18 protein-coding genes and 1 pseudogene are annotated in these 23,884 nt (G+C 39.5%); 2 read left to right on the forward strand and 17 right to left on the reverse strand.

Features of this window, described 5'->3' with window-relative positions; all coding sequences use genetic code 11:
* Positions 1-7: 7 nt before the first annotated feature.
* The 6 genes and pseudogenes from FTV88_RS12715 to FTV88_RS12740 form a co-directional block, all read right to left on the reverse strand.
* Positions 8-1,240, reverse strand: coding sequence for an SIR2 family protein (locus tag FTV88_RS12715; protein ID WP_153725957.1), 1,233 nt, complete (start codon positions 1,238-1,240; stop codon positions 8-10).
* Positions 1,241-2,255: 1,015 nt separating this feature from the next.
* On the reverse strand, positions 2,256-2,624 hold the full coding sequence (locus FTV88_RS12720; protein ID WP_153725958.1) for a DUF8042 domain-containing protein: 369 nt from the start codon (positions 2,622-2,624) through the stop codon (positions 2,256-2,258).
* A 58-nt stretch (positions 2,625-2,682) separates the two neighbouring features.
* Positions 2,683-3,006, reverse strand: coding sequence for a hypothetical protein (locus FTV88_RS12725; RefSeq protein ID WP_153725959.1), 324 nt, complete (start codon positions 3,004-3,006; stop codon positions 2,683-2,685).
* 6 nt (positions 3,007-3,012) lie between these two features.
* Positions 3,013-4,698, reverse strand: a complete 1,686-nt coding sequence (locus FTV88_RS16070; protein ID WP_153726659.1) for a flagellin — start codon at positions 4,696-4,698, stop codon at positions 3,013-3,015.
* Between the two features lie 105 nt (positions 4,699-4,803).
* Positions 4,804-5,244: pseudogene (locus FTV88_RS16255) on the reverse strand (flagellin N-terminal helical domain-containing protein); the annotation flags it as partial.
* Between the two features lie 37 nt (positions 5,245-5,281).
* Positions 5,282-6,505 (reverse strand): IS110 family RNA-guided transposase, encoded by a 1,224-nt coding sequence (locus tag FTV88_RS12740; RefSeq protein ID WP_162008045.1) that lies wholly within the window; start codon positions 6,503-6,505, stop codon positions 5,282-5,284.
* Between the two features lie 529 nt (positions 6,506-7,034).
* Here FTV88_RS12740 and FTV88_RS12745 point away from each other — a divergent pair.
* A complete protein-coding gene (locus FTV88_RS12745; RefSeq protein ID WP_153725961.1) occupies positions 7,035-7,979 on the forward strand; it encodes a DUF4351 domain-containing protein in 945 nt (314 codons plus the stop codon).
* A gap of 81 nt (positions 7,980-8,060) precedes the next feature.
* Here the strand turns inward: FTV88_RS12745 and FTV88_RS12750 are convergent, their stop codons facing one another.
* From FTV88_RS12750 to FTV88_RS12760, 3 genes are all read right to left on the reverse strand, one after another.
* Positions 8,061-8,954: a tyrosine-type recombinase/integrase gene (locus FTV88_RS12750; RefSeq protein ID WP_153725962.1), complete on the reverse strand. Its 894-nt coding sequence runs from the start codon at positions 8,952-8,954 to the stop codon at positions 8,061-8,063.
* 1,243 nt (positions 8,955-10,197) lie between these two features.
* The gene (locus FTV88_RS12755) at positions 10,198-10,842 is read right to left on the reverse strand and encodes an AAA family ATPase (RefSeq protein WP_153725963.1); all 645 of its coding nucleotides are present in this window, start codon (positions 10,840-10,842) and stop codon (positions 10,198-10,200) included.
* Between the two features lie 6 nt (positions 10,843-10,848).
* Entirely contained in the window at positions 10,849-11,103 is a 255-nt protein-coding gene (locus tag FTV88_RS12760; protein WP_153725964.1) for a hypothetical protein, read from the reverse strand.
* Positions 11,104-11,337: 234 nt separating this feature from the next.
* On the opposite strand from FTV88_RS12760, the gene FTV88_RS12765 reads away from it, so the two are divergent.
* Positions 11,338-12,270: a helix-turn-helix domain-containing protein gene (locus FTV88_RS12765; RefSeq protein ID WP_153725965.1), complete on the forward strand. Its 933-nt coding sequence runs from the start codon at positions 11,338-11,340 to the stop codon at positions 12,268-12,270.
* Between the two features lie 147 nt (positions 12,271-12,417).
* Here FTV88_RS12765 and FTV88_RS12770 read toward each other — a convergent pair whose 3' ends face one another.
* The 8 genes from FTV88_RS12770 to rfbF all read right to left on the reverse strand — a co-directional run bounded on the left by FTV88_RS12770 (position 12,418) and on the right by rfbF (position 23,796).
* Positions 12,418-13,407 carry a tyrosine-type recombinase/integrase gene (locus FTV88_RS12770; protein ID WP_162008046.1) on the reverse strand — a complete coding sequence of 330 codons (990 nt, stop codon included), beginning with the start codon at positions 13,405-13,407 and terminating at the stop codon, positions 12,418-12,420.
* Between the two features lie 1,124 nt (positions 13,408-14,531).
* On the reverse strand, positions 14,532-15,383 hold the full coding sequence (locus tag FTV88_RS12775) for an SIR2 family protein (protein WP_207707877.1): 852 nt from the start codon (positions 15,381-15,383) through the stop codon (positions 14,532-14,534).
* A 24-nt stretch (positions 15,384-15,407) separates the two neighbouring features.
* The gene (locus tag FTV88_RS12780) at positions 15,408-16,631 is read right to left on the reverse strand and encodes a phospholipase D family protein (protein WP_153725967.1); all 1,224 of its coding nucleotides are present in this window, start codon (positions 16,629-16,631) and stop codon (positions 15,408-15,410) included.
* Positions 16,632-17,260: 629 nt separating this feature from the next.
* A complete protein-coding gene (locus FTV88_RS12785) occupies positions 17,261-18,670 on the reverse strand; it encodes a flagellin N-terminal helical domain-containing protein (protein WP_243137151.1) in 1,410 nt (469 codons plus the stop codon).
* Positions 18,671-19,110: 440 nt separating this feature from the next.
* On the reverse strand, positions 19,111-19,425 hold the full coding sequence (locus tag FTV88_RS12790; protein ID WP_153725968.1) for a hypothetical protein: 315 nt from the start codon (positions 19,423-19,425) through the stop codon (positions 19,111-19,113).
* A 130-nt stretch (positions 19,426-19,555) separates the two neighbouring features.
* Positions 19,556-21,322 carry a flagellinolysin gene (locus FTV88_RS12795; protein ID WP_153725969.1) on the reverse strand — a complete coding sequence of 589 codons (1,767 nt, stop codon included), beginning with the start codon at positions 21,320-21,322 and terminating at the stop codon, positions 19,556-19,558.
* 625 nt (positions 21,323-21,947) lie between these two features.
* Positions 21,948-23,018, reverse strand: a complete 1,071-nt coding sequence (rfbG, locus tag FTV88_RS12800) for a CDP-glucose 4,6-dehydratase (RefSeq protein ID WP_243137153.1) — start codon at positions 23,016-23,018, stop codon at positions 21,948-21,950.
* The gene (gene rfbF, locus FTV88_RS12805; protein WP_153725971.1) at positions 23,008-23,796 is read right to left on the reverse strand and encodes a glucose-1-phosphate cytidylyltransferase; all 789 of its coding nucleotides are present in this window, start codon (positions 23,794-23,796) and stop codon (positions 23,008-23,010) included. Before rfbF ends, rfbG begins: the two co-directional genes overlap by 11 nt.
* Positions 23,797-23,884 lie beyond the last annotated feature (88 nt).

Consider the following 23,884-nt stretch of genomic DNA (forward strand, 5'->3'; position numbering starts at 1 on the left):
TAAGTAGTTAAGATGAGAGAAAGTTAATTATATCCATACCGTGATTTTCTGCAGCTTCTTTGAATCCGCATAAATATAATCTAGCACAACCATCCTCAGACACCAATGGACTATTAAATGAAAGACTCTTAAAAGGATTGAAGTCATTAAAAGATCGCGAAACAAATGAAAATGTATCATGATTTAACCAACTCATAACTGCAGGATCACAATGCCACTCTTTCTCATCAGCCATTGTGATTAAAACAATACGTCTATTTTTGCCATGTAGTCTTAACATTGAATTGAGCCAGGAATTATAGTGTAAATCCCCAAAAGAATACCCTACTATTAAAAGGCGTGAGCTGGTCAATAAAGAAAAATTAAATAGATGGTTGTATAGGCTGTATGGGTAATGTAATAGCTTATCCGACTTTCTTAATCCTGTAATGATAGGTCCTGCAATAGCTTCATCACTCGATTGTGCTGTATTCGTCGATCTGCCGAACCAAGTAGCTTTTGCTTCATTGTATGATTGATATTTATACAGGTCTTCAAATGAATCTTCTAAAGCATATTTATTTGAAGACCTAAATTTAGGGTATCCGTATAAAATTGAACCATGAAGGTGAACTATTCTAGAGTCATTTGTTTCCACAATATCCCTCGGATTAAATCTACAAAAGCCTTCGTCAATCCTTTCAAATCCATCCTTGTACACAGGAAGGCTTTTTTCTATACAAGTATCGTAATTCAGTGTGTAAATATCCCAATTAAATCGAGAATTTCCTTTATTCCAAAAATCATTATACCATTTATGTTGATTTTTGGGATCGTAGTTGTAATCATATCTGTATATTTCATCAGCTATTTCTTCAATCAAGTCTTTCTTTGCTAATAGAATCAAGTCATCATTAAAATAATCTACATTGTTCTTCTTAACAAAAGCAGATATTGGAGTCTTGTATTTTTTTGCTGTTTCTGCTCTCCAGCTCCTATTTAGCGAGGTAAGCATTTCCAATACATGAAAAATATCTTCAAAATTACCCTGGTTATTTTTGTATGAATTATTTAATGTTTTTGCAATATTATTAATAAAATCTACGTTTTTTCCCTGAAAAATTTGCTTTTTATTCCTAACTTTTGATGTTAAATCTGTAGCTAATGGACCACCGATTTCTATGCTTGAACCTGCCCCAAGAAAAGCAGTAACTCTTTTTTTCTTGTTTAACCCTAGACAATGTCCAACTTTTTTCCACATAACTATTACACCCCTTTTTTATGAATGCAAAAACCAGCTTTTGAGCTACTTTGCATAGCCCAAGCTGGTTTTTAACGTCTTACAACATTATAAAACAATAGTAAACTCAAAGCCCTCAAATACCCGCTTCTGTCATAAGCTCTCGCAAATTTCTCCTGCCTTCTGATAGTTTGACAGCAAACTCAAAGCTTTCTCCTTCAATAATATGTTATCAGGTTCTATGACCGTACCTCTAAAAACAAAATTAAAAACCAACTAAACAGACTGCTTTGCACAGTCCCTAGCTGGTTCTCTAGTCGACTATCAATCGGTCACAATTTGATATCTGCATCTTTTAGCGAATTATACCACAAAAAGAACTAAAAGCATGTCGAAAGTTGTCATCATTCTCACAAGGAAGGCATTTTTTTCACCGTTCTCTACACCACCACATACGGGTCCAAAACCCTTCTAACCCACCCCGCCAGCCCCTATAGCTCGGCAACAAATTAAACTGCATTACCTCTCTAAGCCTATTGACCTCACCCTTCTCAAAATGCCCTATGAGCTAACCTTTCACTGAATCAGCTACTACCCTAATTACTATCCCGCTTCTTAATGATACCAGAGCTAAATACTTGCTCTCTTCTTTGCTCAACATCATTACACAAGCTCTCTGATACCGTCCGTAATGCAGAATCTAACTCAAGCTGACACTCTGAGCACCGTTTACCTGAAACTATAGGCTTACTACAGCTTTCGCATTGTAAGTTGACACCTGAATGATTTTTTAGCTCTATGAGGTCTTCTTCTATATAACGAAGAATTGTTTCTTCGGGTATGCCTGTGGCTTCTACTATTTCGATAAGGAATGCGTTTGGATGATCGTAAATATAGTCTCGGACTTTTCTGAATGACTCTTCATCTTCCTTGATGCATTGAAGACACATCCTGTTGATATTTTGATAAGTGACATACAGTTGATTACAACGAAGACAATTCTTTAGGCTTATTCCATTGCTCCCTTTGTTTGTGCCTACGCCACCACAGAAGGTTCCAAGACCCTTCTTGCTTCATGTCGCCAGGCTTTGTAGGTTGGCAACAGGTTAAATTGCATAACCTCTCCCACTTTGTTGACCCGACCATTCTCGTAATGACCAATAATCAGATCAAAGGCTTTTTGAAGTTTACTACTTATGTTGCCAAGCTCATTCGATGACAGTTCTGGGAGAATTGCTTGTATACTTTTTTCGACTTCTGCATAGCCCGTTAGAACGTCTTCCATAAGCGTTATAGTCGATTCTATCTTGCCTTTTTTGAGCTGGCTATGGATGTGTTCTAAGCCTTCTTCGATAGTTTCGGAAAGTTCGAGAATACGGCGGAGGATGTCGGTTTGATCTTTCATTGGATCAGCTCTGTTCTTCAATTAGAAGCAAATGCTTGTTACATATCTACCTTCTAATTCAACTTGTTTCCGTTAACGCATTAATAGACTGTTCAGCTTTAGAAAGTAAATCTTTATAATGTTTTTCTCTTTCCTGTCTTTTACTTTTGAACTCTTCCAACTGCTTCTTATCATGCTCTATTGTCATCTTTAGTGATTCCAATATTTCCTCATTAAAAAGCTTGTTAGCTTTAATGTGATGATATCTTTCTTGTGATTTTAATAATTTTTCTTCTAAGTACTTTTCTGAGCCTTCAAGACTTTTTAATTGCTCTGTGAAGCTAGTTCTTAGCGAACTAATCAACTCTAATTCTTTACTCATTTTTACTCCATTAAAATTCATGAATGCTTATCCCAATAACTGCAGAACAGACTGTGGAGCTTGGTTCGCTTGAGCCAACATCGCTTGAGAAGCCTGAGCCAGAATGTTATTCTTAGTCATCTCCATAACTTCTCTAGCCATATCTACGTCACGAATACGAGACTCGGCAGCTTGTAGGTTTTCAGAAGCATTGTTAAGATTCGAAATGGTGTGCTCCAGGCGGTTTTGGAATGCACCAAGAGAAGAACGTTGTTCTGATACTTTTTCAATGGCTGTTTGCAGTGTTGTAATCGCCTCTTGAGCTCCTTCTTTTGTGCTCAAGTCAATGTTCTTAATTCCAATCGCTTCGCTTCTCATATCTGTAATACCAATTTCCATGGTATGTCCTTGATTCGCTCCGATTTGGAACTCGGCTTTGAAGGTACTTCCAATGATATCAGTGGCAGCTCTATCAATACCATCTTTTATTTCAATGGAATTTCCTGCAATACCTGGTTCTTTTGCAGTGATTATTAGTTTATTTAAGTCAGCACCAGATCCTGCTTGAATAGTGACGTTTTTAAGCTTTTGTCCTATTTGAGATTCAATAGTTTTAAGAATTTCATCAATATCGTCATCTGGATTTGCTCCTGACAAAGCAGAACCACCCGACACTCCTGCTAAGGACAAGTCTACGGCAAAATCAGCTGTTCCTTCATATTTACCATTATTACTATGATAGAATTCAATGGTTTCATCTCCAATGGTGAATCCTTTGCCTGTTAAGAATTTGATAGCTCCATCTGCTGTTAAATCTCCGCTGTTAAAGTAATCTGTGTTGGATTCTGCTATTCCTGATTTAAGCACTTCGTTCTTTAAATTTTCAATTGTGAAAGAGTCAATTGTAACTGCCGCTCTTTCACGTACTTCTGCTTCACCACTAGCTACTATTACTGAATCCTGTACTAGGTTAAAGCCAGTTTCTCCATTTACTGTTATATTAGCGTCGTCAGTCAATCCTAGAATTTTGGACGAGTCATCATGATGTGTAACCGAAATTTGTGCATTTGGACCAGTTGCTGTACTTGTTAATACAAGTTTGCCATCAGCATGTGAAACTGTAATAGTGCCTGCTAAGGCAGTCGCATCTATATCTGCTTGAAGTGCTGCTACCAAGGTGTCTTTAGCAGCATCACCAGATGTACTATATGAATCCCCCAGTGCTTTTACGTTAGTAAGAGTAACAGCTACCGAGTTTATTGTTAGAACAGCGTCAATATCATCGTCTAAATCAATTGAGGCGGCTAACGCAGCATGAGCTGTAAAAACTGCTGGTGTTGGTCCTTCTGTGTTTGCCATAAGAGAGTCCTGACTTGAAGATCCCAGAACGGAGATTGATTGACCTTCTCCTGTTGCTACAGAATTTATGCTTAGTACTGCTTGGTCACGTGACAATACATAATTAGATTCATCAATATTTTGATTTTCTGTCATAGCTGCTTGTAATGCTTCTTGGATTCTGCTCATTATGAAGTTTTGATTGGCGTCACCTTCCACTAATGTAAGCGTAACTTCATTACCTGCATCTTTGACTTCAAATGTGTTCGCTTTAGGATTAGTACCTTCGCTTACCGTTTCAATATTTAGCTTAATGGAGTTACCATTGAATTTGAAAGTGAATTCTTCTCCATCTATGTCATCTGCACCTTTACCAGTATCTAGAGAGAGCTGCATACTTGCACCCTTAGCAGGTTCAATTTTACCACCTGTAAGGTTCGTTTGGGAAATGCCACCTGTTGCCGCTAGCTTTAGTGCCCCAATTTCTTTAGGTGCTGAGCCGTCCCCTTTTAAGAGCTTTTGGGTGTTAAATTCAGTTGTGTCAGCAATTCTATCAATCTCGTTGCGTAACTGTTCGATCTCATTTTGAATGGCACCTCTGTCAATTCCAACGTTTGTGTCGTTGGATGATTGAACTGCCAGCTCTCTCATTCTTTGAAGAATTGCATGGGTTTCGCTTAATGCACCTTCTGCTGTTTGAATGAGTGAAATGCCATCTTGGGCATTACGGCTTGCTTGATCGAGACCTCGGATCTGGGCACGCATTTTTTCGGAGATGGATAGACCTGCAGCGTCATCGCCAGCTCTGTTAATGCGAAGACCTGAAGCTAGCTTTTCCATGGAGTTTTGGGATCCAGCCTGGTTGACACCCAACTGACGATGCGTGTCTGTACTAAACTTACAAAAAAAGAAATCAAATGAAAAAATACAATGATAACGCATTCTTGCATATCATTGTATTCTTCATTCAATCCTACAATTAAGCACTATTCTGTTCATCTTGGCACCGTGTTGGCTGTTCATAAGGTCGCTTGTGCTTCATTACGCTGTAGACGATATTGACCAGTCTGCGCATGACACATACCATGGCTTGTTTCTTCTTTCGGCCTTCGGCGATTTTCTTTTGGTAGTATTCGTACATAATAGGGTTGGCTTCTTTGCGAATATGGGTCAAGGTCATGGCATAGAAAGCTTTGTGTAGTTCTCGATTGCCTAGTTTGTTCGAGTATTTCTTCACGCTTTGGCCTGATGAGTGCTCATAAGGAGCGATGCCAGCGAGCTTGGCCAGTTTACCGCTGTTGGAGAAGCGGTTGATATCGCCGATGGAAGCGATCAAGGTGGCCGCCAAGACGGTATCAATGCCTGGAATGCTCTTTAATGGGTAATCGCTCTGTCCTACCAGCACTTCTAGCTTGCTTTCTAAGTCTTTTACTGTTCCAATCAAGTTCTCCATGTTCTCTAGATGCGTTTTAATCAGCATGTTTCTTTCTTCTTGGTAGCCCGTGTCCATCCAACCGTTTTTCTCGACTGCTTTAAGAATTTTTGCGGACAAGTCTTTGGGAGCGGAGCGGTTAAACTCTTTAAGATACTTTTGTAGCGACTCTTGGCTTACGCCTTGGAGCAGATCCGGTGAAGGGTATTTTATAAAAAAGCCTCTTGCCGTTCTGCTCTCAAAGTCTTTGAAGAAGTCTGTGTAGTTGGCATAATGATGAATCAGCATGTTATGTATGCTATTTTTCAGTGATGTGATCATCTGAATATAGTGGTTGCGACTCGTTAGAGTTTGTCGAACAGCCATGTAGAAGTCCACTGGGTTGGCGGTAGGCATGGAATCAAGTTCGTTGATTAAGTTTTTGCAGATCAGATGGGCATCGTTTTTGTCTGTTTTGCTCTTGTTGATACCAGCGTTTCTTCTCTTTTTCGTCCAGGCGGAGTTTACTTCTTTCACCTGTTGATTCTGATCAATCAGGAACTTCGCTAGGGAACGACCGTAAAAATTTACATCTTCCAGACCAAAGATGACGGCTTTGTCTTTGCTGGCTTTTAGCACGTTCTCTAGAAACTTTGGAAAGTAATTGGGTGAATTTTTGATAGTGAAGGTTTTGATGGGTTCTCCAAAACAATTGCAAAGTATGGCTACATGATTCATTTTGTGTAGGTCTATGCCCACAAAGTTGTATTGAGTGCGATCCATGCTGGTCATGTAATTACCTCCATCATTTCTATAGTTAGGGTGAAAGACAGGAAAAGCGACAACGTCAGTTTTAGCCTTGACCATCTACTTGACAGTTGGCATTGATAGGTAAAGTCTTTTTTCTCCTGCTTTCCAAAAATGCGGCGAATAGAAATCACCTTTTCATTAAAAGAAAACATGATTCCTCTGGCAAACTCCTTTTTGTGGTTCCTGTAACCATTGGATTCCTGTTCACTGAAGGCACGTAACCTTATGAATCTCAAAAAGACTCTTGGCAGAAGAATCATATATAGATAGCTCTGCTATAAAGAAGGTAATAATGATACAACGTCAGTTAAGCGTAAATCTTCACTCTGTCAAAGAGCGGTTGTAAGATTCGCAATGATGCGTAAGTATTTCACTATTACCGGTGAAAAGAAGCTATCTCTTAGACCTTGGGAATAGACAAAACAAAAACGACTGCCGCGCTGGCACTTTATTTCTCTTTCATGTCTTTGTAGGAGATGTTAAAATAAGGATAGATACTACTTTAGAGGTGGTGGTCTTCATTTCAAAATCAAAAAAATCATCAAAAGGTAAAGGCAAAGCGACGAATCAGTACGACACAACGGTAAAAGAAATCTTTGAAGATAGCTCTGAAGCGTTTATTCAGTTTTTCGCAGGTGAAAACTACGAGTTAGACAGTACGATGACCATAGAATTTCCGAAAACGGAAAGTCGTCGGGCTGATGAAGTTTTCATTGTGAATGGGCCTGAGGGAAAAGCGGTATGTCATATTGAGTTTCAAAGCTACAATGATACGAACATGCCGTACCGCATGTTAGAGTATGTTTTGAAGGTTCATCAACGAAAGAAACTACCTATAAACCAATTGGTTATCTACTTTGGCGGAGATAAACTGAATATGGAAGAGCGAATCAAATACTACATTGGACCTGGAAGATATCTTGACTTTTCCTATCAGATCATTGATCTTGGCGGTATGCCTTTCGAAAAGATTCTCAAGCAAGGCAACCCCAAGCTTTTTGCTCTTTTACCTGTTACAGAGCGCAATTCCTACAGAAAAAACTCCGAGGAGCACTTAACCAAAAGCACTGATGCTATCATGAACAGTTCCTTGCCACTTAAGGAGAAACGGCAGGTTCTCTTTCAAGCTAGTCTCTTAGCGGGTCTTGTCTATCAAGAAGAGTTGATCGAAAAAGTCTTTGCGGAGGTGGAGAACATGATTAACATTGAAGAGTCTTCTACGTATCGACGTATTATCAGAAAAGGAGAAGAACGCGGTCAAAAAATTGGGCTGGAACAAGGCCAAAAGAAAGCATTAACAGAAATGCTAATTCAGCAACTAACAGCTAAGTTTGGAAAGCTCTCACCTGACTATTCAGAGCGTATTAAAGAGCAGGAGCTTGAGACATTGCAGGTTCTGGTTGTTAAGATCTTTGAGTTAAACAAACCAGAGGATCTTGAGGAATACCTTCATTAAAAAATCGTTACTGATTGGACTATGCACAGGCTTATTGGAGCTTGTGCTTTTTCTTTGCCAACTTTTCTTTTCGGCGTACTCCTACATCTCGCTCTTTTCTAACGCTTCTGTCATAACTCGCTTGCCTGGTCTTGTATAAACCATGGTGGTGTCTAAGCTTTCATGGCCCAGCACCGTTGCCACAGTAACGATATCGGCACCTGATTGGAGCATGTTGGTGGCTGCTGTGTGACGGAGGGTGTGGGGTGTTAGGTTCTCGATTCCTGATCTTTGGGCGTAGTCCGTTAAGATCTGCTCTACTCGTCGGATTGATAGAGGATCTTGAAGGCAATCTCTTGATGGAAAAAGCCATTCTGTCTCTACTTTCTTTTGCTCTCTTTCTTCTAGCCACTCTTGGATTACTTTTCTTGCTTCATTGGGAACAGGCACTTCTCGCCACTTGAATCCTTTGCCTGAGCGGACGGTTACAAAACCTTGTCGTTCGCCTATGTTTATGTCTGTGGTTTTTAAGCTAACGACTTCTCCAACTCTTAGTCCACAAGAAAGCATCAATCGGATTAGAGCTGTATCACGTGCTTTTGCTTTTCTTTCAACCTGGCGAAGCAAGCGGTTCTGCTCTTTGCGTTCTAATGCTTTTGGTGGGCTTTTCTGTTGCCTTGCTAGCTTGGGGAATGTGGGCAGACGGTCTATGTAGCCTACTTCTTCTGCCCACTTTAGGTAGCTCTTCATTCCGATGAGACGGCGGTTCAAGCTGGCTGGCTTCATGGAGCGATTGTTGCGAAGATAGGACTGGTATTCACGCAGATCTATCGATGTGATCTCTTCTGGCTTTGGAATGCTTCCTTGCGACTGTTGGTGCCACGTGCAGTACGACATGACGTCTTCTGTGTAAGCTTCTATTGTTCTTAGCGAAGCTCCACGCTCTAGGAGGAAGCTTTGAAATGACTCTAAAAAATTAGACGAAGCTTTTTTCATGGCTTATTTGATTCAATCCTTTCCTATTAAATAGGGTTATGCGAAGGCTTTGTTTCGCCTAAGACCGATTAGCTGTAGCTGTTATGTGAAGTGGTGTTGATTCCGGTGAAAAAGGATTATCTCTTCTACCAGAAGTGACCTAGCAGAGCATCTTCCTTTCACTCCCTGTTTTGAAAAAGGTACACGACTTACGACCAACTACTCGGTGAAAACTTAATTGTTTTTAGTTCATGCAAAGCTGGTCTTTCCTCTTCGATGCATTGCATTGCTCTGTCTGCTTTGTCGTTGTCCTGTTACCTTACCTTAGTTACCTTGCATTGTTAGTTTTGATGGTTAGCTTCTTTGTAAGCTTTGTTAGCTTTGCTTGTTAGCTTCGTTACCAGTATGCAAATTGTTACATGTAGCTTGTTGAGCGAGCTTGATTATTACCTTCACTGGGTGTGTTTCCTTTTGTTCTTCATTTGCTCTGTCTATGATGTAACAGCATGGGATGGATTACCAAACCTAGTCATTTGACGACTTGCGTGTCGACTTGCGAAATTCCTAAGGGTTCGCAAGTCGACAAATCGACAAGTCGACAAGACGTTAAATTTATATCTACCAATTACATATCAGGATTTACTATTTAAGGTAATATGCAATGATTCGCTAACTCTCTATGAATTGATACTTTTTATTCCAGTGAAATAAGAAATTAGCTTCTTAGAGTTACTTTATGGAAAATGAGTTACTTACTTATTAAATGTACTTAATTGTTATTTTTTTACTTATCTATCTTTAATAGGTAAAGTAAGTTTACTTCGTTGAGTTACTACAATTTCTATTTCACTGGAAATACCCTGTCGATTTGACGACTTGTCGACTTGTCGATTTGCGAACCCTTAGAGATTTTCGCAAGTCGTCAATAAGTTCGACAAGTCGTCCACTTTCGAGGCTGTAATGGATATCCACAAGCTCACAATCTTCAAGTTAGCAGTAGGTCATCCAGAAGTCGTCTACCTTACAGATACCCACAAGATATCCAGATACCCTCAACCTTCAGTGCATCACCAAGATGTTCATAAGCCATTAAGTATCAATCTTCAAAGAGAAACGACATAACCATCCACAACTTATCAACCTTCAAGGTAGTGATAAGATATTCACAAGCCGTCTATCGCCAAGCATCACTAAGCATCAACAGGGTATCCACAGGTATCCACGAATCAATAATCCACCTACAAGTAAAGTCGACGTTCAAACCTCAAGGCAACGCCCAGTACCAGCATGCGTTTTTCTCTTCACCGGATGGTTTATAAGATCTCACTTTCAGCTTCTCACGAACTTTTCTGAGTTGATAAGTCGTAAAACCATGAGCTTGGGCTTTCTCTTGTACTTCCTTCGCTTCTTTTGGTCCTTCTGATAGTTCAGCTCTTAGGAATACTTCTACTTCTTTCAGTGCTCCATCTTTCTGAGGAATTTGGTTCATGATCTCATCAGCATCTACATCTCGCTCACCAGTCCAGACGAGTCCTTCTTCTGCGATCATAAAAGCTTGGCCTTTCCCTTTCTCTGCTAGGTTGCTTTTGAGATGGAGCATAACTCGCTCTTCAGATGGTTCTGGGAGTTTGCCGACAGCTAAGACTGAGCGTGCTGCGCCTGTAAAGTCAATGGAGCCCATGCCACGGTAGATCGCTTTGTTGCCTGTTGCTTTGGCTAGATGCCGAATGACAAGTACAGCCGTTTGATATGTTTCTGCCATGGTCGATAGGTTAGAGAGTATTGGGCGTGTCTCATTGGCTCGGTGCATGTCTATACCGGGACCTAAGAAGGCTTGTAAGGGGTCGATAATGACGAGCTCTTTTTCGGCAACAAACGAAAAAGAACTTTGACAAAGCGTACTTGTCAAAGTTCTTTATGTTATGGGGTTGATATACCAGTTTGGTAATTTTAAGCCTACACTGGTCTTTGCGACTTGTCTGGCTTCTTTTGCAGGGAGTAACGGGTTTTCATCGAGGCCTAGAAGGATGCGAATCTCTCTAGGGTTTAGGTAAACGCCTAAGTGCTTGTAGAGCTTTTGCCGAACTGGTTTGGGACCTTTCTTTTTGTATAGGTCTCTATAAAATTCAGCACTTTGAGTGTCTAAAGCGATCTGGAGCGGCTGGCTCATGGTTAATCACCTTCTCTGAATAATAGGTTTTGTGTAGCAACTTTACAGGGCTTCATTATTCAAAGTTTTTTCTTTTTGAATATCCCTCCGTTGCTATAATTTAATTGAGAAAGAGCGAGATAGTATAATAATAAATTGTGGTATTCTACGTGTCAACACGTGATTATTGCTTTTCTCTTTTTTATTTTTTCTACATAGCGTTGATGAATTGTAAAAAAACGAGGATGTTGAATAATGAATTTTCATGAGTTGCTAAATAGTTTGGTCAAGAGAAAAAACAAGTCCATTCGATCGCTTGCTGCAGAAGCGAATGTTTCCTTTGGCCACTTAGCTCGTTTGTTGCGGGATCCTAATACGGGTGTGCCGACCATAACCGTTTTAGATGGTCTAGCTCCAGTACTTGATATTTCCTTCACTGAGCTTTTCCATGTTGCCAAGCGACTTGTACCTATCTGTGAAGTTCCTCAAGGACCGACTTTGTTTGGTCATAAGTGGCTGAGTGGTGAAGAGATTAATACTTTGTACCGTTCTTTGTTCCATGCTGTAGCTTTCCAGCATGATGCACTGAAGAGTGAAGAATTGCGCCGTCATTGTATTGCAGTTGCTTTTCAAGATGAAATCTTTGAGGCCAATGAAGAAGGACGTACTTTTGTGGCACCTGAAATATCTGATTCTGCTTTGATGGATAAGTACTATGTCAATACAGTAAGCGCGATAGAAGCTATACCTGAAGATGCGGTGGAGTGTCTATTGGTGTTTTTCAAGCTAACGAATGTTGATCCTGATGAGTTTATTTATCTGATCAATGGTTTTCATCCTGATGATTTCACCCATAATTGGGATGCGCCCAACTTACGACATAAGCTATTAAAGCTATCAGCCTGGCAAAAAGAAGTTTCTGCTTATCTTCCAGAAGGTTCAGATGCTACTTTCGATAAGTACCTATCTTTTTGGACAAACCACTACTTTGCTGAAAAAAAGCGGTCTGCCTTTTTGTCGAAAGTCAAAGTTCAGAGCTTTCCTGATGAGAGTGAAGTTGAGCCTAAGTATGAAGTCAATATCCACAGCACTGGCAAGATTACGGAAATCGTGATTCGACTGCCTAATGATTATGCTGGGCAAACGACGAAAGAGATCTTGGCTTTGCTTAATAAGCGGTTAAAGTAAGGGGCCATAGTCCATGTGACAGATTTCATGCGACAGATGTGTATTGTATAGCCATAGAAATGGGCTGTAAGCGATTGTATAGGCTTAGAACTTGTACTTGGACTCAGGCTTAGGCTCAAGGCTTAAGCCTTAAGCCAAAGCAAAGTGCTATTCCCCCGCTGTATAGATACTGGTGACTGCAATGCGACCGTGGCCTAAGTCTCTGCTTGTTTTACCACGAGCGTCTTTCTGGTGAAGCCCTTGGCTTTCTTGATGGTGAATCTGCATACGAGCGAAGGTATGGCGCAGTCCATGATAGGTAAGGGCTCCTTTTTCGCCTTCTGAAAGGTTGTGGCCGCTTTTGGCTCGGTCAGCTAACTGGATGGAACTTCGGTGATTGGCGATAAAGTTTTTGATCTTCTTTTTGAACTTTTCTACATGGCTTTTTCCGTCCGGTGAAAAAAGATATTTCTTGCCAGGCTTCGTTCTTTCTAAGGCTTCTTGTAAGCATTGCCTGGCGTTGGTGCTAAGGGGAACATCGCGCAGTTCGAGAGCTCGGTGTTTACCGCCTTTGCCACGAATCATTAAGTTACCACTGGTGAGGGCTTCTTGGGCTTGGTAGCACGTTAGAGATGCCATTTCGTTGATGCGCAAGCCCATAGTCCAACCAGCTTCAATGGCCATGGCTATTTCTTTTTGACCTAATTGGATAGCCTTATCTTGCATGGATTGAATTTCGTCTATCTCCCAGGCTCGATCGGAGCGGCCATCTTTGCGAGCCAGTAAGCCGAATTCGCGGTTTAAGCGTGCGCTGTCTAAGGGGTTGCGTACCAATTCGTAGCGCCGTTCCTTGGCAGGAATAAAGCCGTGGTAAAAGCGAATGGCTGATAGATCGTTGATAATGGTGCCGTCGGAGATGCCTTCTGCTTTTCGGTGTTCTACGAAAGAGCGCAAATGTTTGTTGCTGATGTTGCCGATCTTTTGTAGACCTCGAGCGGTGGCAGCCCAGCGTAAGAAGAGTTGCATGCTTTGGATATAGCGGCGTTTGCTTTCGATGCCGTTGGCATTTACTTGCCTAACCAAGCGCTGAAACTGCCTGCCTAGGTCCGTGACAGCTTGCTTTTCTCCAAGTTGTGAGGTCCAAATGTAGTGGCGCAAAAGTAGGTTCACCTTCCCTTTCTGTGGGGTAGACTTTCTTCATCATCGGGTAAACATTGTCGAGGTATCAAAATTACTGCATACTATGTGTGAATTTGTGGGTGTGGTGGGACAGTCTCAGGCTATCATCATCGGTTGAGCAAAGCAGGGGTGCCCTTACTTCTGTGCAGAAGCGCCATCTGGCCGGGCTTGTTGTCCATTTATCAGTGTGCACTGGAGGATAAGCCTCTGGACAACGAGGTGATTATGAACGCTCACCTTGAAAGCGTTTTTGTAACATATATTTTTCAGGATGGTTGTCCTGGTTGAAAAGGAATTTAAGAACGCAAAAAAACCAACCGGATAAAATACTTCCGCTTGGTTACGCTTTTTGTTGATCTTAGGTAGACCAACAGAATTTATTGTTAATAATTTTTCTTAAAAAAGGTCTTCAAGACAGACCTATCTCAGGGTCTTTTTCGTTACCTGTTTTTAAGACGATATGCAATCTCAAAAGAGGCGCGAACTTTTTTCATCGACTCCCCTAGGCAACTTCGGTAAACCATTACTATCGGAACCGAGGTTGATTTTGGGCAGACCTGCAGAATTGTTGTTACTTTTTCTTGAAGAAAGGTCTTCAAGTCATACTGCCTAACGTCCTTTTTTCTCGCCGCCTTGGTTCAAGACGATATGCAAAATCAAAAAGACGCGGACTTTTATCCACCGACTCCCCAAGATAACTTCGGTGAACGAATCAATCAGCGATTCCTCCGTCACTGTCGGAACCGGGAAAGTTCATGTATGAATTTAGAGGAGTTTTCATCACGAACCATTTCTGTTCCCAGCATCTGCATCTGGAATCACTCTTGCGAGAGTCCCTTTGCAGTTCCTCTGAGCGTAGGCTCTAGCGTTAAAATAAAAAAGATGCTATGGGAGAAGCATAGCATCTTTTAAGTGGGGTGTAAAGAGGGTATAAATTAACATTGGAACAGTGTTTGCAACCTGGGTGCCTATCTCTCTCTGAAATCAGAGTAACATCGATGGCTTTATAGGTAGCTTTGTAATTTCAATTCTTTCATCAATGATACATATGAATTGTAAGTAAGATTTCTTATTAAGTTAAAATATTAATCCGAAATTCATTTTCAGAATATTCGAAATTGTCTTGGGGTCAGACCCTTGCTGGATGAGGCTGCCTTGGCAGGCTTATCCAGGCCGAGCAGATTAGCATCTCTAAAGCTAACTAGTTCTTTTGCCTTATCATTAATTTCATTCGAGAAAGAATGCCAGTACCAAGAATACCTTCTACCTTTGACACTTTTTATAGTATCCCTTAATGCAGTATCCCACTCCGCGGACCACCCCGATACTATCAATCCATACTCATCTAATATCCTCTTAAGAATCACAGTTAAAGGCTCTGAATAACTCTCTAGTTCATCTGTAATATTCTTAAATCTTGTATCTCTATAATCACCATGAATCTTCAAGACTGTGCAATCAGCGTGTGCTAAGGGCTTCATTCCTTCTATGTCGGAATCATGGTAAAGTATTTGATACTGGACATTCAATTCATCTAATGCTTGTTCAATTAAGCGGTCAAAGTTTGTTGTAACAATTACTTTTATATACCCCTGTTTTATTAATTCCGCTATTGCTTTATGGGCTTCAGTTGGTACCTTTCTACCTTCCTCTAAGTCTTCTTCTTTAGGCTCAAAAAATTCCTTTAGTAATCCATTCCGCTCTGAAGATGTTTTTGCTAGCATACCTATTACCTCATCATATAAAGGAGCCTTGCCAAATTTCTCTTGATACCATTTAATCTCATCTTGCTCATTCGAACCTTCTACTAGCATAATTCTCCTGCATAACTCTTTTAATACACCCCATCCTGTAGGGATGCCTGCAGAAAATGATATGCCTGAACCAAGTAATAAAGCATAAACACCCTTATTAGCTTCAACGGAAAAAGATAATGACATTAATTTTTCATCCATCAAATTGCCTCCTGTTCCTTGCCTCTACAGCTCTTCATATCCAAATTCTTTAAATAATGTATTTAATCGTTGCATTATATAATCATGCGCTCTTTCAGTTACTTGAAGGTGTGACTTCTGTCTATGTGTACAAATAATTTCATTGAAATTTGACTTTGGATTTGGGTATAAATCAGCTTGGAGTTCACGAGCAAGCTCTTTAAGGGTAATTCCTTCTTTGATAGGAGCCTTCAAAAATCTCCCACTAGTTAATTCCACAAAATAAGGGTATCTACCCCTTCTATCATTTGAATTAAAAGGTGCATTATCATCAACAATACTCTTCTCATTAAATCCTGATGTATATGCATAACCTACTATTATAGGAGTACCTTTTTCTTCTTTATCCGTACTTACCATAGTCATAAACAATAAGTTTCCTTCTTTTATTCCAGAAGGTGGTTTTGAAAAAAACGTACGTTTCCTATGTTCCTTTTTCCTTCTTTCAAAATAAGTCATATGGTTAGGAATACGGTTTTCACTGTTACCTTCAAACTTCAGCCATACACCAGTGTTTCGCTTTTGAGTATGCATTTCATCCTCTTCTTTTAGCATTTCCTCTAAGATGTCCCTATCCTTTTTAATATCTAATGTGCCGTTACCATGTAAATCTAGTTTTGCTCCCCACTTAACTTGATTTGGCTGTATTGTAACTGGCGACTGATTTTTCCTAGGCTTCTTTTGTGAGTGAGCTCTTCCAGTTACAGCATCATCACAGTATAGTTTTTCTTTGGCAATTCGGTCTAAGGTTATCTCCCAATCATTATCATTCTTGATGTCATTAAGCAAGCCATCAAAATAATTATTGCACTCCTTTGAGAACTCAGGTTCATCTTTCATCAAAATACCAAACTCATGATTTTTGTAGAAACCATTGAAAGTAAAATTTGCAGAACCCATTATTACAGATTCATTATCAAAAATATAAAGCTTTGTATGGAGTCCTTGAAGTGCATACATTTTTAAGCCAGCCTTTTTTAGACACTCTAAACCAGTAATGCTGCTAACTCCTTTTATAAAGTCTTCTCTATCAAAGCGTGTAATTAAGACACAGTCTAGTTCTATTTCAGTCTCCTCAATAAAATTTACTAAGGCTAATGCTGTTTTGTAACCTATGAATGGTGAAATAATTCGAATCTGTTTTCTAGTTGAGTCTAGTAATGAGAAGAACATACTTCCAAAATTCTTGTCTAAGAAGCTAATCGGCATGGATACTCACCCTTTTTATCGCATAGTTCAATTGTATATCTTCGCCATAATTTATTCCAATTCTAATGATTGTAACCTTATTTAATTTCGATTTCCTCTGCAAACTCTAAGTCTAATGTACGAATTAATAGGTTCCTGAATCCGTAGCAACAAACTAAACAAAACCCTCGAAAAATAGCGCAAAATCCCTTAAAAAAGAGTTAATTGGTTCTAAAGAAAGAATCAAAATCTCACCTATGGGGCCCCTGTGTTAAAGTTGTCGTAAGGACCTAAAAGACTATAATTAAGAAAATAGTGCTTTTAGGAGGACTCAACCATGTCAGGTCAACAAGGTCACGAGTACAGCCATAGCTTACCACCATCGCAAATCGTACCGGATTTAGCTGACAAAGGCATATCATAGTCAGGCTGGGAGATTTGGGAGAACGAAACAGGAGAGCATGCTTCTGAGCTTGTCAAAAGAGCTATCGTTTCAGAAAAAATCAAAGGACAATCTCTAGTACTTCACTCGAACAATGGAAGTCCCATGAAAGCATCCACTCTTCTCTTTCTTCTTGAAAAACTAGGCGTAAGCTCTCTAAAAAATCAAGGTTTTTTGTAGTATTTAGCAGATGGCCCTATTTATCTTCTTACTGTAATAACTGTAATACTGATTGAGGGTGTAGATTAGCCTGAGCTAACATTGATTGAGACACCTGAGACAAGATATTATTTTTAGTCATTTCCATCATTTGTTTGGCCATGTCAGTGTCACGAATAAGTGACTCAGCTGATGTTAATCTTATTTCATAATTTGAAGCATTTGCCAAAGAGTGTTCTAATCTGTTTTGGTATGCACCTACAGTTGTCCTTGCACTTGATACTCTACTGATTGCATGATCAATCATAGTAATTGCTGCATTTGCATTTACTTCAGAAGCTACTGACAAATGATCAATATTCAAATGTTTAGCTGTTACATTTGGTATTGATATTCTAGTACTATGTCCAGATTGACTTCCTGCTTGAATATTTAAGTGAAGAAACAAATCTCTTTCTTCTTCACTCTCACCATATACATTAAGCTCAAATGCTCCTCTTCCATTAGAAGAAGGCCAACTCCATGTAGCGTATGTTGGTCTATTATCATATATATATAATTTTCCTCCATCTGCTGCTAACTGTGAAAAATGCGTTACAAAACTTGTAGCATTACTCGGTACATGCGTCCCTATAGTAGGTATTCCTGAATTAGAAGTTGGATCATACACAAACCCTGACTGACCATATGCTGTTTCAATGATTTTATCTACTAAATCAGTTCCATTTGTAATTGCACTTACATCAACTTCCATTACAGGATTAGGGTCATTTAATCTTGAGGTATCTGGATTCCCATCTACAAACTTAATACTATAGGCTTTAGAACAAGTGCAACAGGTGTAGTAAACTCCTTTTCCAACTAAGTTGTAAACATCATTAGCTGAATTAATATTGCTAAAATCTATAATAGCGCTAGCATAATTGTTTGACCCATATGTATATGTATCTGTTATACCGCCAGTAGTTGTGATGTACTGAACATACTGATCCAAAGACCCAAGTGCTACTTTATTCCCGCCCTTATCATATTGTCCAGAAAGCAATGGCAACCCGTTAAATTCAGTATTATTAGCTATAGTACTTACTTGGTTTATTAATTGTGTTACTTCTATTTGCATTGAATTCCTATCTTCATCAGTATAAGTACCATTAGAAGATTGGACCGATAATTCTCTAATCCTTTGTAATGAACTATGTATTTCCGACATTCCACCTTCAGCTACTTGAACTAGAGATATACCATCTAAAATATTCCTTTGGGCTTGCACTAATCCACGAATTTGCGCCCTCATCTTTTCAGAAATAGCTAACCCAGCTGGATCATCCCCAGCTTTGTTTATTCGTAAGCCCGATGACAATTTTTCCATAGCAGTAGACGTTTTACTATTATTTTTTTTTAGCTTATTAAATGCATTTAAAGCAGCTATATTGGAGTTTATAATCATTAAAAATTCCACTCCATGCAACCTTTAGCTTTACTCGATTTTGTTCAAGTTTCGCAAAAGAAAATACCAACTTGAATATTTCTTTGGGCCATTGCTAGTTGCTAGTCCTCGGATTTGTCCTTTAGTATTCTGTTAGAGGTTGTAAGAGAAAAGATTTTTTGGTTTATTCTCAATCAAATCCGCCTCACTACATTAGGTAGCCCATGATACGGAAAAACAAACTACCATATACATCGTTGTAATTATGTTAAAACTTTAGGGAAATTGAAAAATATTCAAATAAACTTCAAAAAATCCCCACCTTAAAAAACAAGATGAGGATTCCGTTAATCTCCAAGTTCTATTTTGTTGCTAAACAGCTATCGGACAAAGATTCCTTTGGCAAAGGGATCAGTTGGTTCAGATCCCCATCTTGTTCAAAGTGGGGATTTTTTGGAGCTTTCGATCTAAGCTCAATCGTAAAAAGCTATTCTTGCTTTCTCATCGCCACTCATACCGTACTCATCAGAGTTGCATTTGGGGCAACGAGCTTTGGCTTTGATTCTGTAATGTCCATCTTCACAGTTGCCTGCATACTTTTCAATCTTCTCTTCTAACGATAGGCTTTTATCGCCTATTGGTATGTTCTTCATGATTTCATTCATTCTGATTGCCTTTTCTTTGCCACAGCTATCGCAATGCAAGAGATAAAAGTCTCTTCCGCCACCTTCTCGAACTTCAAAGCGTTCACCGCAATTTTTACATTGAGCTTGAAACTGTCTTCCCATCTATAATTCACTCCTTACTAAGTTGCGTATTTCATTACTGTACATTCATTATTGTGCGTAGCTTCTCATGAAAAAATTTTGGAACAAAAAGCTCTAATAGTGCTCATATGTGAGCTATTAGAGCTTTTTGTTACGTCAATAACTGTAGTACACTTTGCGGGCGCATGTTGGCTTGACTCAACATCACTTGGGAAGCTTGGTGCAAAATATTCATCTTCGTAAAATTCATGATTTCCTTAGCCATATCTACATTTCTAATACGGGACTCTGCTGCATGTAAATTTTCCGTTGTATTTTCAAGATTTTTAATGGTGTGCTCTAGTCTGTTTTGGTAAGCGCCTAGTTTACTTCTTTCTGCTGAAACTAAGGTGATAGCTTCATCATATTTTGTAATGGCATGTGAAGCTTTTTTGTGATTTAATACGTCTAAACCTCTTCCTGAATCTGATATTCCCAATGCAGCCGCTCTCATATCATTAAATTTGATAGTTATACTTTGCCCAGAATTGGCTCCTATCTGCATTAGCAGCTCACTGTTTTGCAACTCAGTTGAAGAAGGCCAAGTTAAGTTAAAGCCTGATAATGGTTGCTCTAAGTCTGCTACTACTACTGTTTGAGGAAGAATTGTTTCTGCTGTTTTCGCGTCAGATGGATCTCCTGTAATAGATGATCCAATAATTGAGCCAGTATCACCATCATTTAGGTTTATACCTGTCTTGTTTAGTAGATCACTTAAAGTTCGCACTTCAGCCCTCAGCTCTGCTGCCCATTCAGTTGTATTCGAAAAATTGATCTTACCTGTACCATTTAACATAGCAAAAACTTGATCTAAATTTCTGGAATCATCTGCTTTAAGAAGATCCATAACATCTTTAATTCCTTGGCCACCATTTTCTCTTATTTGCCAGTCCAAATAACGTGTTGCTACATAGGCTGTGGAATAGTCAAGGGGAGTGCTGTTCCAGTCCGAGTAAGCGCCAGTACCAATGTTATCAACAACCTTTGTTAGACCGGCATTTCCTCCACCATTTGAGTCAATGCTCCATTGCAAAAATTCATCATGACCGTGAATAAATTCTGCAGTACCTTCTTGAAACCATATAGACATATCCCCGAAGTTCATCGTTGTCATCATCACTGCGTGCACCATTTCATGAGCCATAACACGGCTAACGTACTGCGGACCTGTCCCTCCATCGGTAGATCCATCTACTGGCCTAGCATGAGCGAGATTGATTTCAAGCTTGAGATTGGAGCCTTTGCCTGTTATATCTGGTATACCAGTTGTATTACCTGAATCAGCTGCAAAACTTGCACGAACCAAAGCGGCCGCTGGATGGCTACGGTTATCAAAAATGACGACTTCCATATTGACTCCACTGGCTGTTATTCCATAAGCTTGGCTTACAAGATCTTCAGCTTCTTTTAGCCACCATTTTTTTAGGTTCGATATCATAGTATCAATTTCTGCTTGTGAGACAGAGCTTCTATTTAGCAGCTTAATGGTGTTAAACTCTGTAGCGTTGCCTATCCGATCTATTTCTTTGGTTAATTGGTTAATCTCGTTTTGTACAGCCTGTCGATCTACATTATATGTATCATTGGCAGCTTGAACAGAAAGTTCTCTCATGCGTTGAAGTATATTATGGGTCTCTCCCAATGCTCCTTCAGCAGTTTGGATCATGGCTATCGCATCTTGAGCGCTTCTTGAAGCTTGGTTTAGTCCCCTGATTTGAGCTCGCATTTTTTCTGATATAGCTAAGCCTGCTGCATCATCCCCAGCTTTATTGATTCTAAGACCTGATGACAACTGTTCCAGTGATCGCTGTACAATTGTATTATTTGCGCCTAGCTGTCTAAATGCATTGAGCGCATTATGATTATGGTTTATCCTCAAGCTAATCTCCTCCTTGAGCTAAGGATGACAGAGATTTAGTTTCACATCCTTGTAAAACTATAGGTCAATTATGCTATGTTTGTAAAAAAACTTTAGTATACCTGAAGACAAATTTTTGTGGTTTGCTTGCTAATTCTGTTAACCGACTCTATCTTTCTAATTGTCGAATGTTTGAATAACCTTTTTTATAGTATCGTAATGACAGCTTATAGACTTAACAGCCATAAGAGGCGATTAGTCGCTATTTAGAGTGATTAGCTATAGTTATAGTTATTTTTCTTTATCTATCGTTAGAATTACTACTAGTGAGTCGACGATCGCACACTGCACTGGAAAAATAAAGACCGAAGGACTATCTTCCTTCGGACTACTTTTACCTAAAAAAATTCACAGAGTGCAAAACTATTGGTCGAGTTAAAGCGGGACTTTCTAGTTGAAGCGACCGTCTCTTTATACGGTGCTGTAGCCTATTGCATAGTTTAGCTAAATTGCTCCCGCGTCATATTGACCGGTAGAGTTGCGCCACCAGTCATCTATTCCATATATGCTGAAGTTTACTTCGAACTTTGAACTGCAACGTTAATCAACGCAGTGCTTTCGGTCTGAGGTAGCTTGTTTACCTCAGCTACTCACACCCCTCATACTCCACTATCTGCTCTATGCAACAATCAACCATGCATCGACGATCACGAACATATACCTTCGTCCAATCAACCACTTGCTTTAATGCATGATCAATATGCCATTTTGTCTGATACCCTAAAAGCTGTCTTGCCTTATAAGAATTTAGCTTCAAGTATGATGTTTCATGTAAGTCTAACTCATCATATTTAACCCAACATCCTTTTCCCCAAAGGCTAACAAAGTTATCCACTATGTATTGTACTGATTTCTCGTTATCTTCAGATGGACCAAAGTTCCAAGCTCCGTTATATTTAGGACCTTCATTATATAGTCTTTCTGCTAGTGTGAGATATCCGGATAAAGGCTCCAGTACATGTTGCCAGGGGCGAATAGCGTGGGGATTTCTAATTTTTATTTCTTCATCTTTTTCTAAAGCTCGTACACAATCAGGTATTAGTCGATTCTCTGCAAAATCTCCGCCTCCGATAACATTGCCAGCTCTTGCTGTAGCAATGGCCAAGCCATGATTGTCATAATCATTTGGGTGAAAGAATGAATTTTGATAAGAATCTGTAATCAATTCACAGCATGCTTTGCTGCTAGAGTAAGGGTCATGTCCTCCTAAACGGTCATCTTCTTTATAACCCCAGAACGATTCATTATTGTGGTAGCACTTATCAGTAGTAACAATTACCAGTGCTTTAGCAGATGGAGTCGTCCGAAGAATATCTAAAAGGTTCGCCGTGCCCATTATGTTAGTCTCAAAAGTTTCGAGAGGATTTTGATAGGAAGTTTTGATAATAGGTTGAGCAGCCAAGTGAAATATAATTGCTGGTTTTGAAGCTTTTATAGTCTTTGCAAAAGTCTCCTTGTTACGAATATCACCTATTATAGATTCCATCTCTTTCTCTATCTGACATAGCTCAAATAATGATGGATTGGTTGGAGGTTCAAGAGCATAGCCTGTTACATTGGCTCCCATTTTTTTTAACCACATTGTAAGCCATGACCCCTTAAATCCTGTATGTCCTGTTACTAAAATGTTTTTTCCACTATAGAAACTATCTGTCACACTCCCAAACCTCCCAGGGGGCTTGTCTTTTATTCCATAAGCTTTCAAGCGTAAACTTGTCTCTCTGTGTATCCATACATTGCCAAAATCCTGCATGTTTAAATGCCACGATTTGACCTAATTCTGCAAGCTTATTCAATGGTGCTCCTTCAAATGATGTGTGATCGCCTTCAATGTATTCAAATACTTCTGGCTCCAATACGAAGAAGCCGCCATTAATCCAAACATCTAGTGTTTTCGGCTTTTCAACAAATTCTAGTACCGTGGACTCCTCATTAATACCTAAAACACCGTATCTACCACTTGGTTGAACGGCTGTTACTGTTGCTAACTTGCCATGAGACTTATGGAATTCATAAAGCTCTTCAAGATTAACGTCTGATACACCATCACCATATGTAAGCATAAAAGTTTCATTTCCGATGTACTTTTTTACGCGTTTGATGCGACCGCCAGTCATCGTATCTAAGCCGGTATTTGCTAAAGTTACCTTCCATTGTTCAACAGATTCACAAGAATGGATTTCCATTTTATTTCGATTGGTTAAGTCAAATGTAACGTCTGAACCGTGTAAAAAATAATTAGAGAAGTATTCTTTAATCATATAACCTTTATATCCAAGACAAAGGATGAATTCATTTAATCCGTAATAAGAATAGTGTTTCATAATATGCCATAATATAGGTCTTTCCCCAATCTCAATCATTGGTTTTGGTTTCAAGTGAGACTCTTCGCTAATACGCGTACCATAGCCACCGCATAGGATTACTACTTTCAAAAACATATCCTCCCGCAATAAATTAATCTTTTCTCCTAGACACTCACTTTTTCACCGTTGCTCAATAGAACCTGCATTAATAACAACA

The sequence above is a fragment of the Heliorestis convoluta genome (assembly GCF_009649955.1).
GTDB lineage: Bacteria > Bacillota > Desulfitobacteriia > Heliobacteriales > Heliobacteriaceae > Heliorestis > Heliorestis convoluta.

Coding starts and splice junctions, on each gene's coding strand:
- FTV88_RS12750 (WP_153725962.1), bottom strand. CDS start 8,954: ATGAAAAAAGCTTCGTCTAATTTTTTAGAGTCATTTCAAAGCTTCCTC.
- FTV88_RS12775 (WP_207707877.1), bottom strand. CDS start 15,383: ATGGATGAAAAATTAATGTCATTATCTTTTTCCGTTGAAGCTAATAAG.
- FTV88_RS12760 (WP_153725964.1), bottom strand. CDS start 11,103: ATGAGCCAGCCGCTCCAGATCGCTTTAGACACTCAAAGTGCTGAATTT.
- FTV88_RS12715 (WP_153725957.1), bottom strand. CDS start 1,240: ATGTGGAAAAAAGTTGGACATTGTCTAGGGTTAAACAAGAAAAAAAGA.
- FTV88_RS12780 (WP_153725967.1), bottom strand. CDS start 16,631: ATGCCGATTAGCTTCTTAGACAAGAATTTTGGAAGTATGTTCTTCTCA.
- FTV88_RS16070 (WP_153726659.1), bottom strand. CDS start 4,698: ATGCAGCTCTCTCTAGATACTGGTAAAGGTGCAGATGACATAGATGGA.
- FTV88_RS12720 (WP_153725958.1), bottom strand. CDS start 2,624: ATGAAAGATCAAACCGACATCCTCCGCCGTATTCTCGAACTTTCCGAA.
- FTV88_RS12790 (WP_153725968.1), bottom strand. CDS start 19,425: ATGGGAAGACAGTTTCAAGCTCAATGTAAAAATTGCGGTGAACGCTTT.
- FTV88_RS12725 (WP_153725959.1), bottom strand. CDS start 3,006: ATGAATTTTAATGGAGTAAAAATGAGTAAAGAATTAGAGTTGATTAGT.
- FTV88_RS12740 (WP_162008045.1), bottom strand. CDS start 6,505: ATGACCAGCATGGATCGCACTCAATACAACTTTGTGGGCATAGACCTA.
- FTV88_RS12765 (WP_153725965.1), top strand. CDS start 11,338: ATGAATTTTCATGAGTTGCTAAATAGTTTGGTCAAGAGAAAAAACAAG.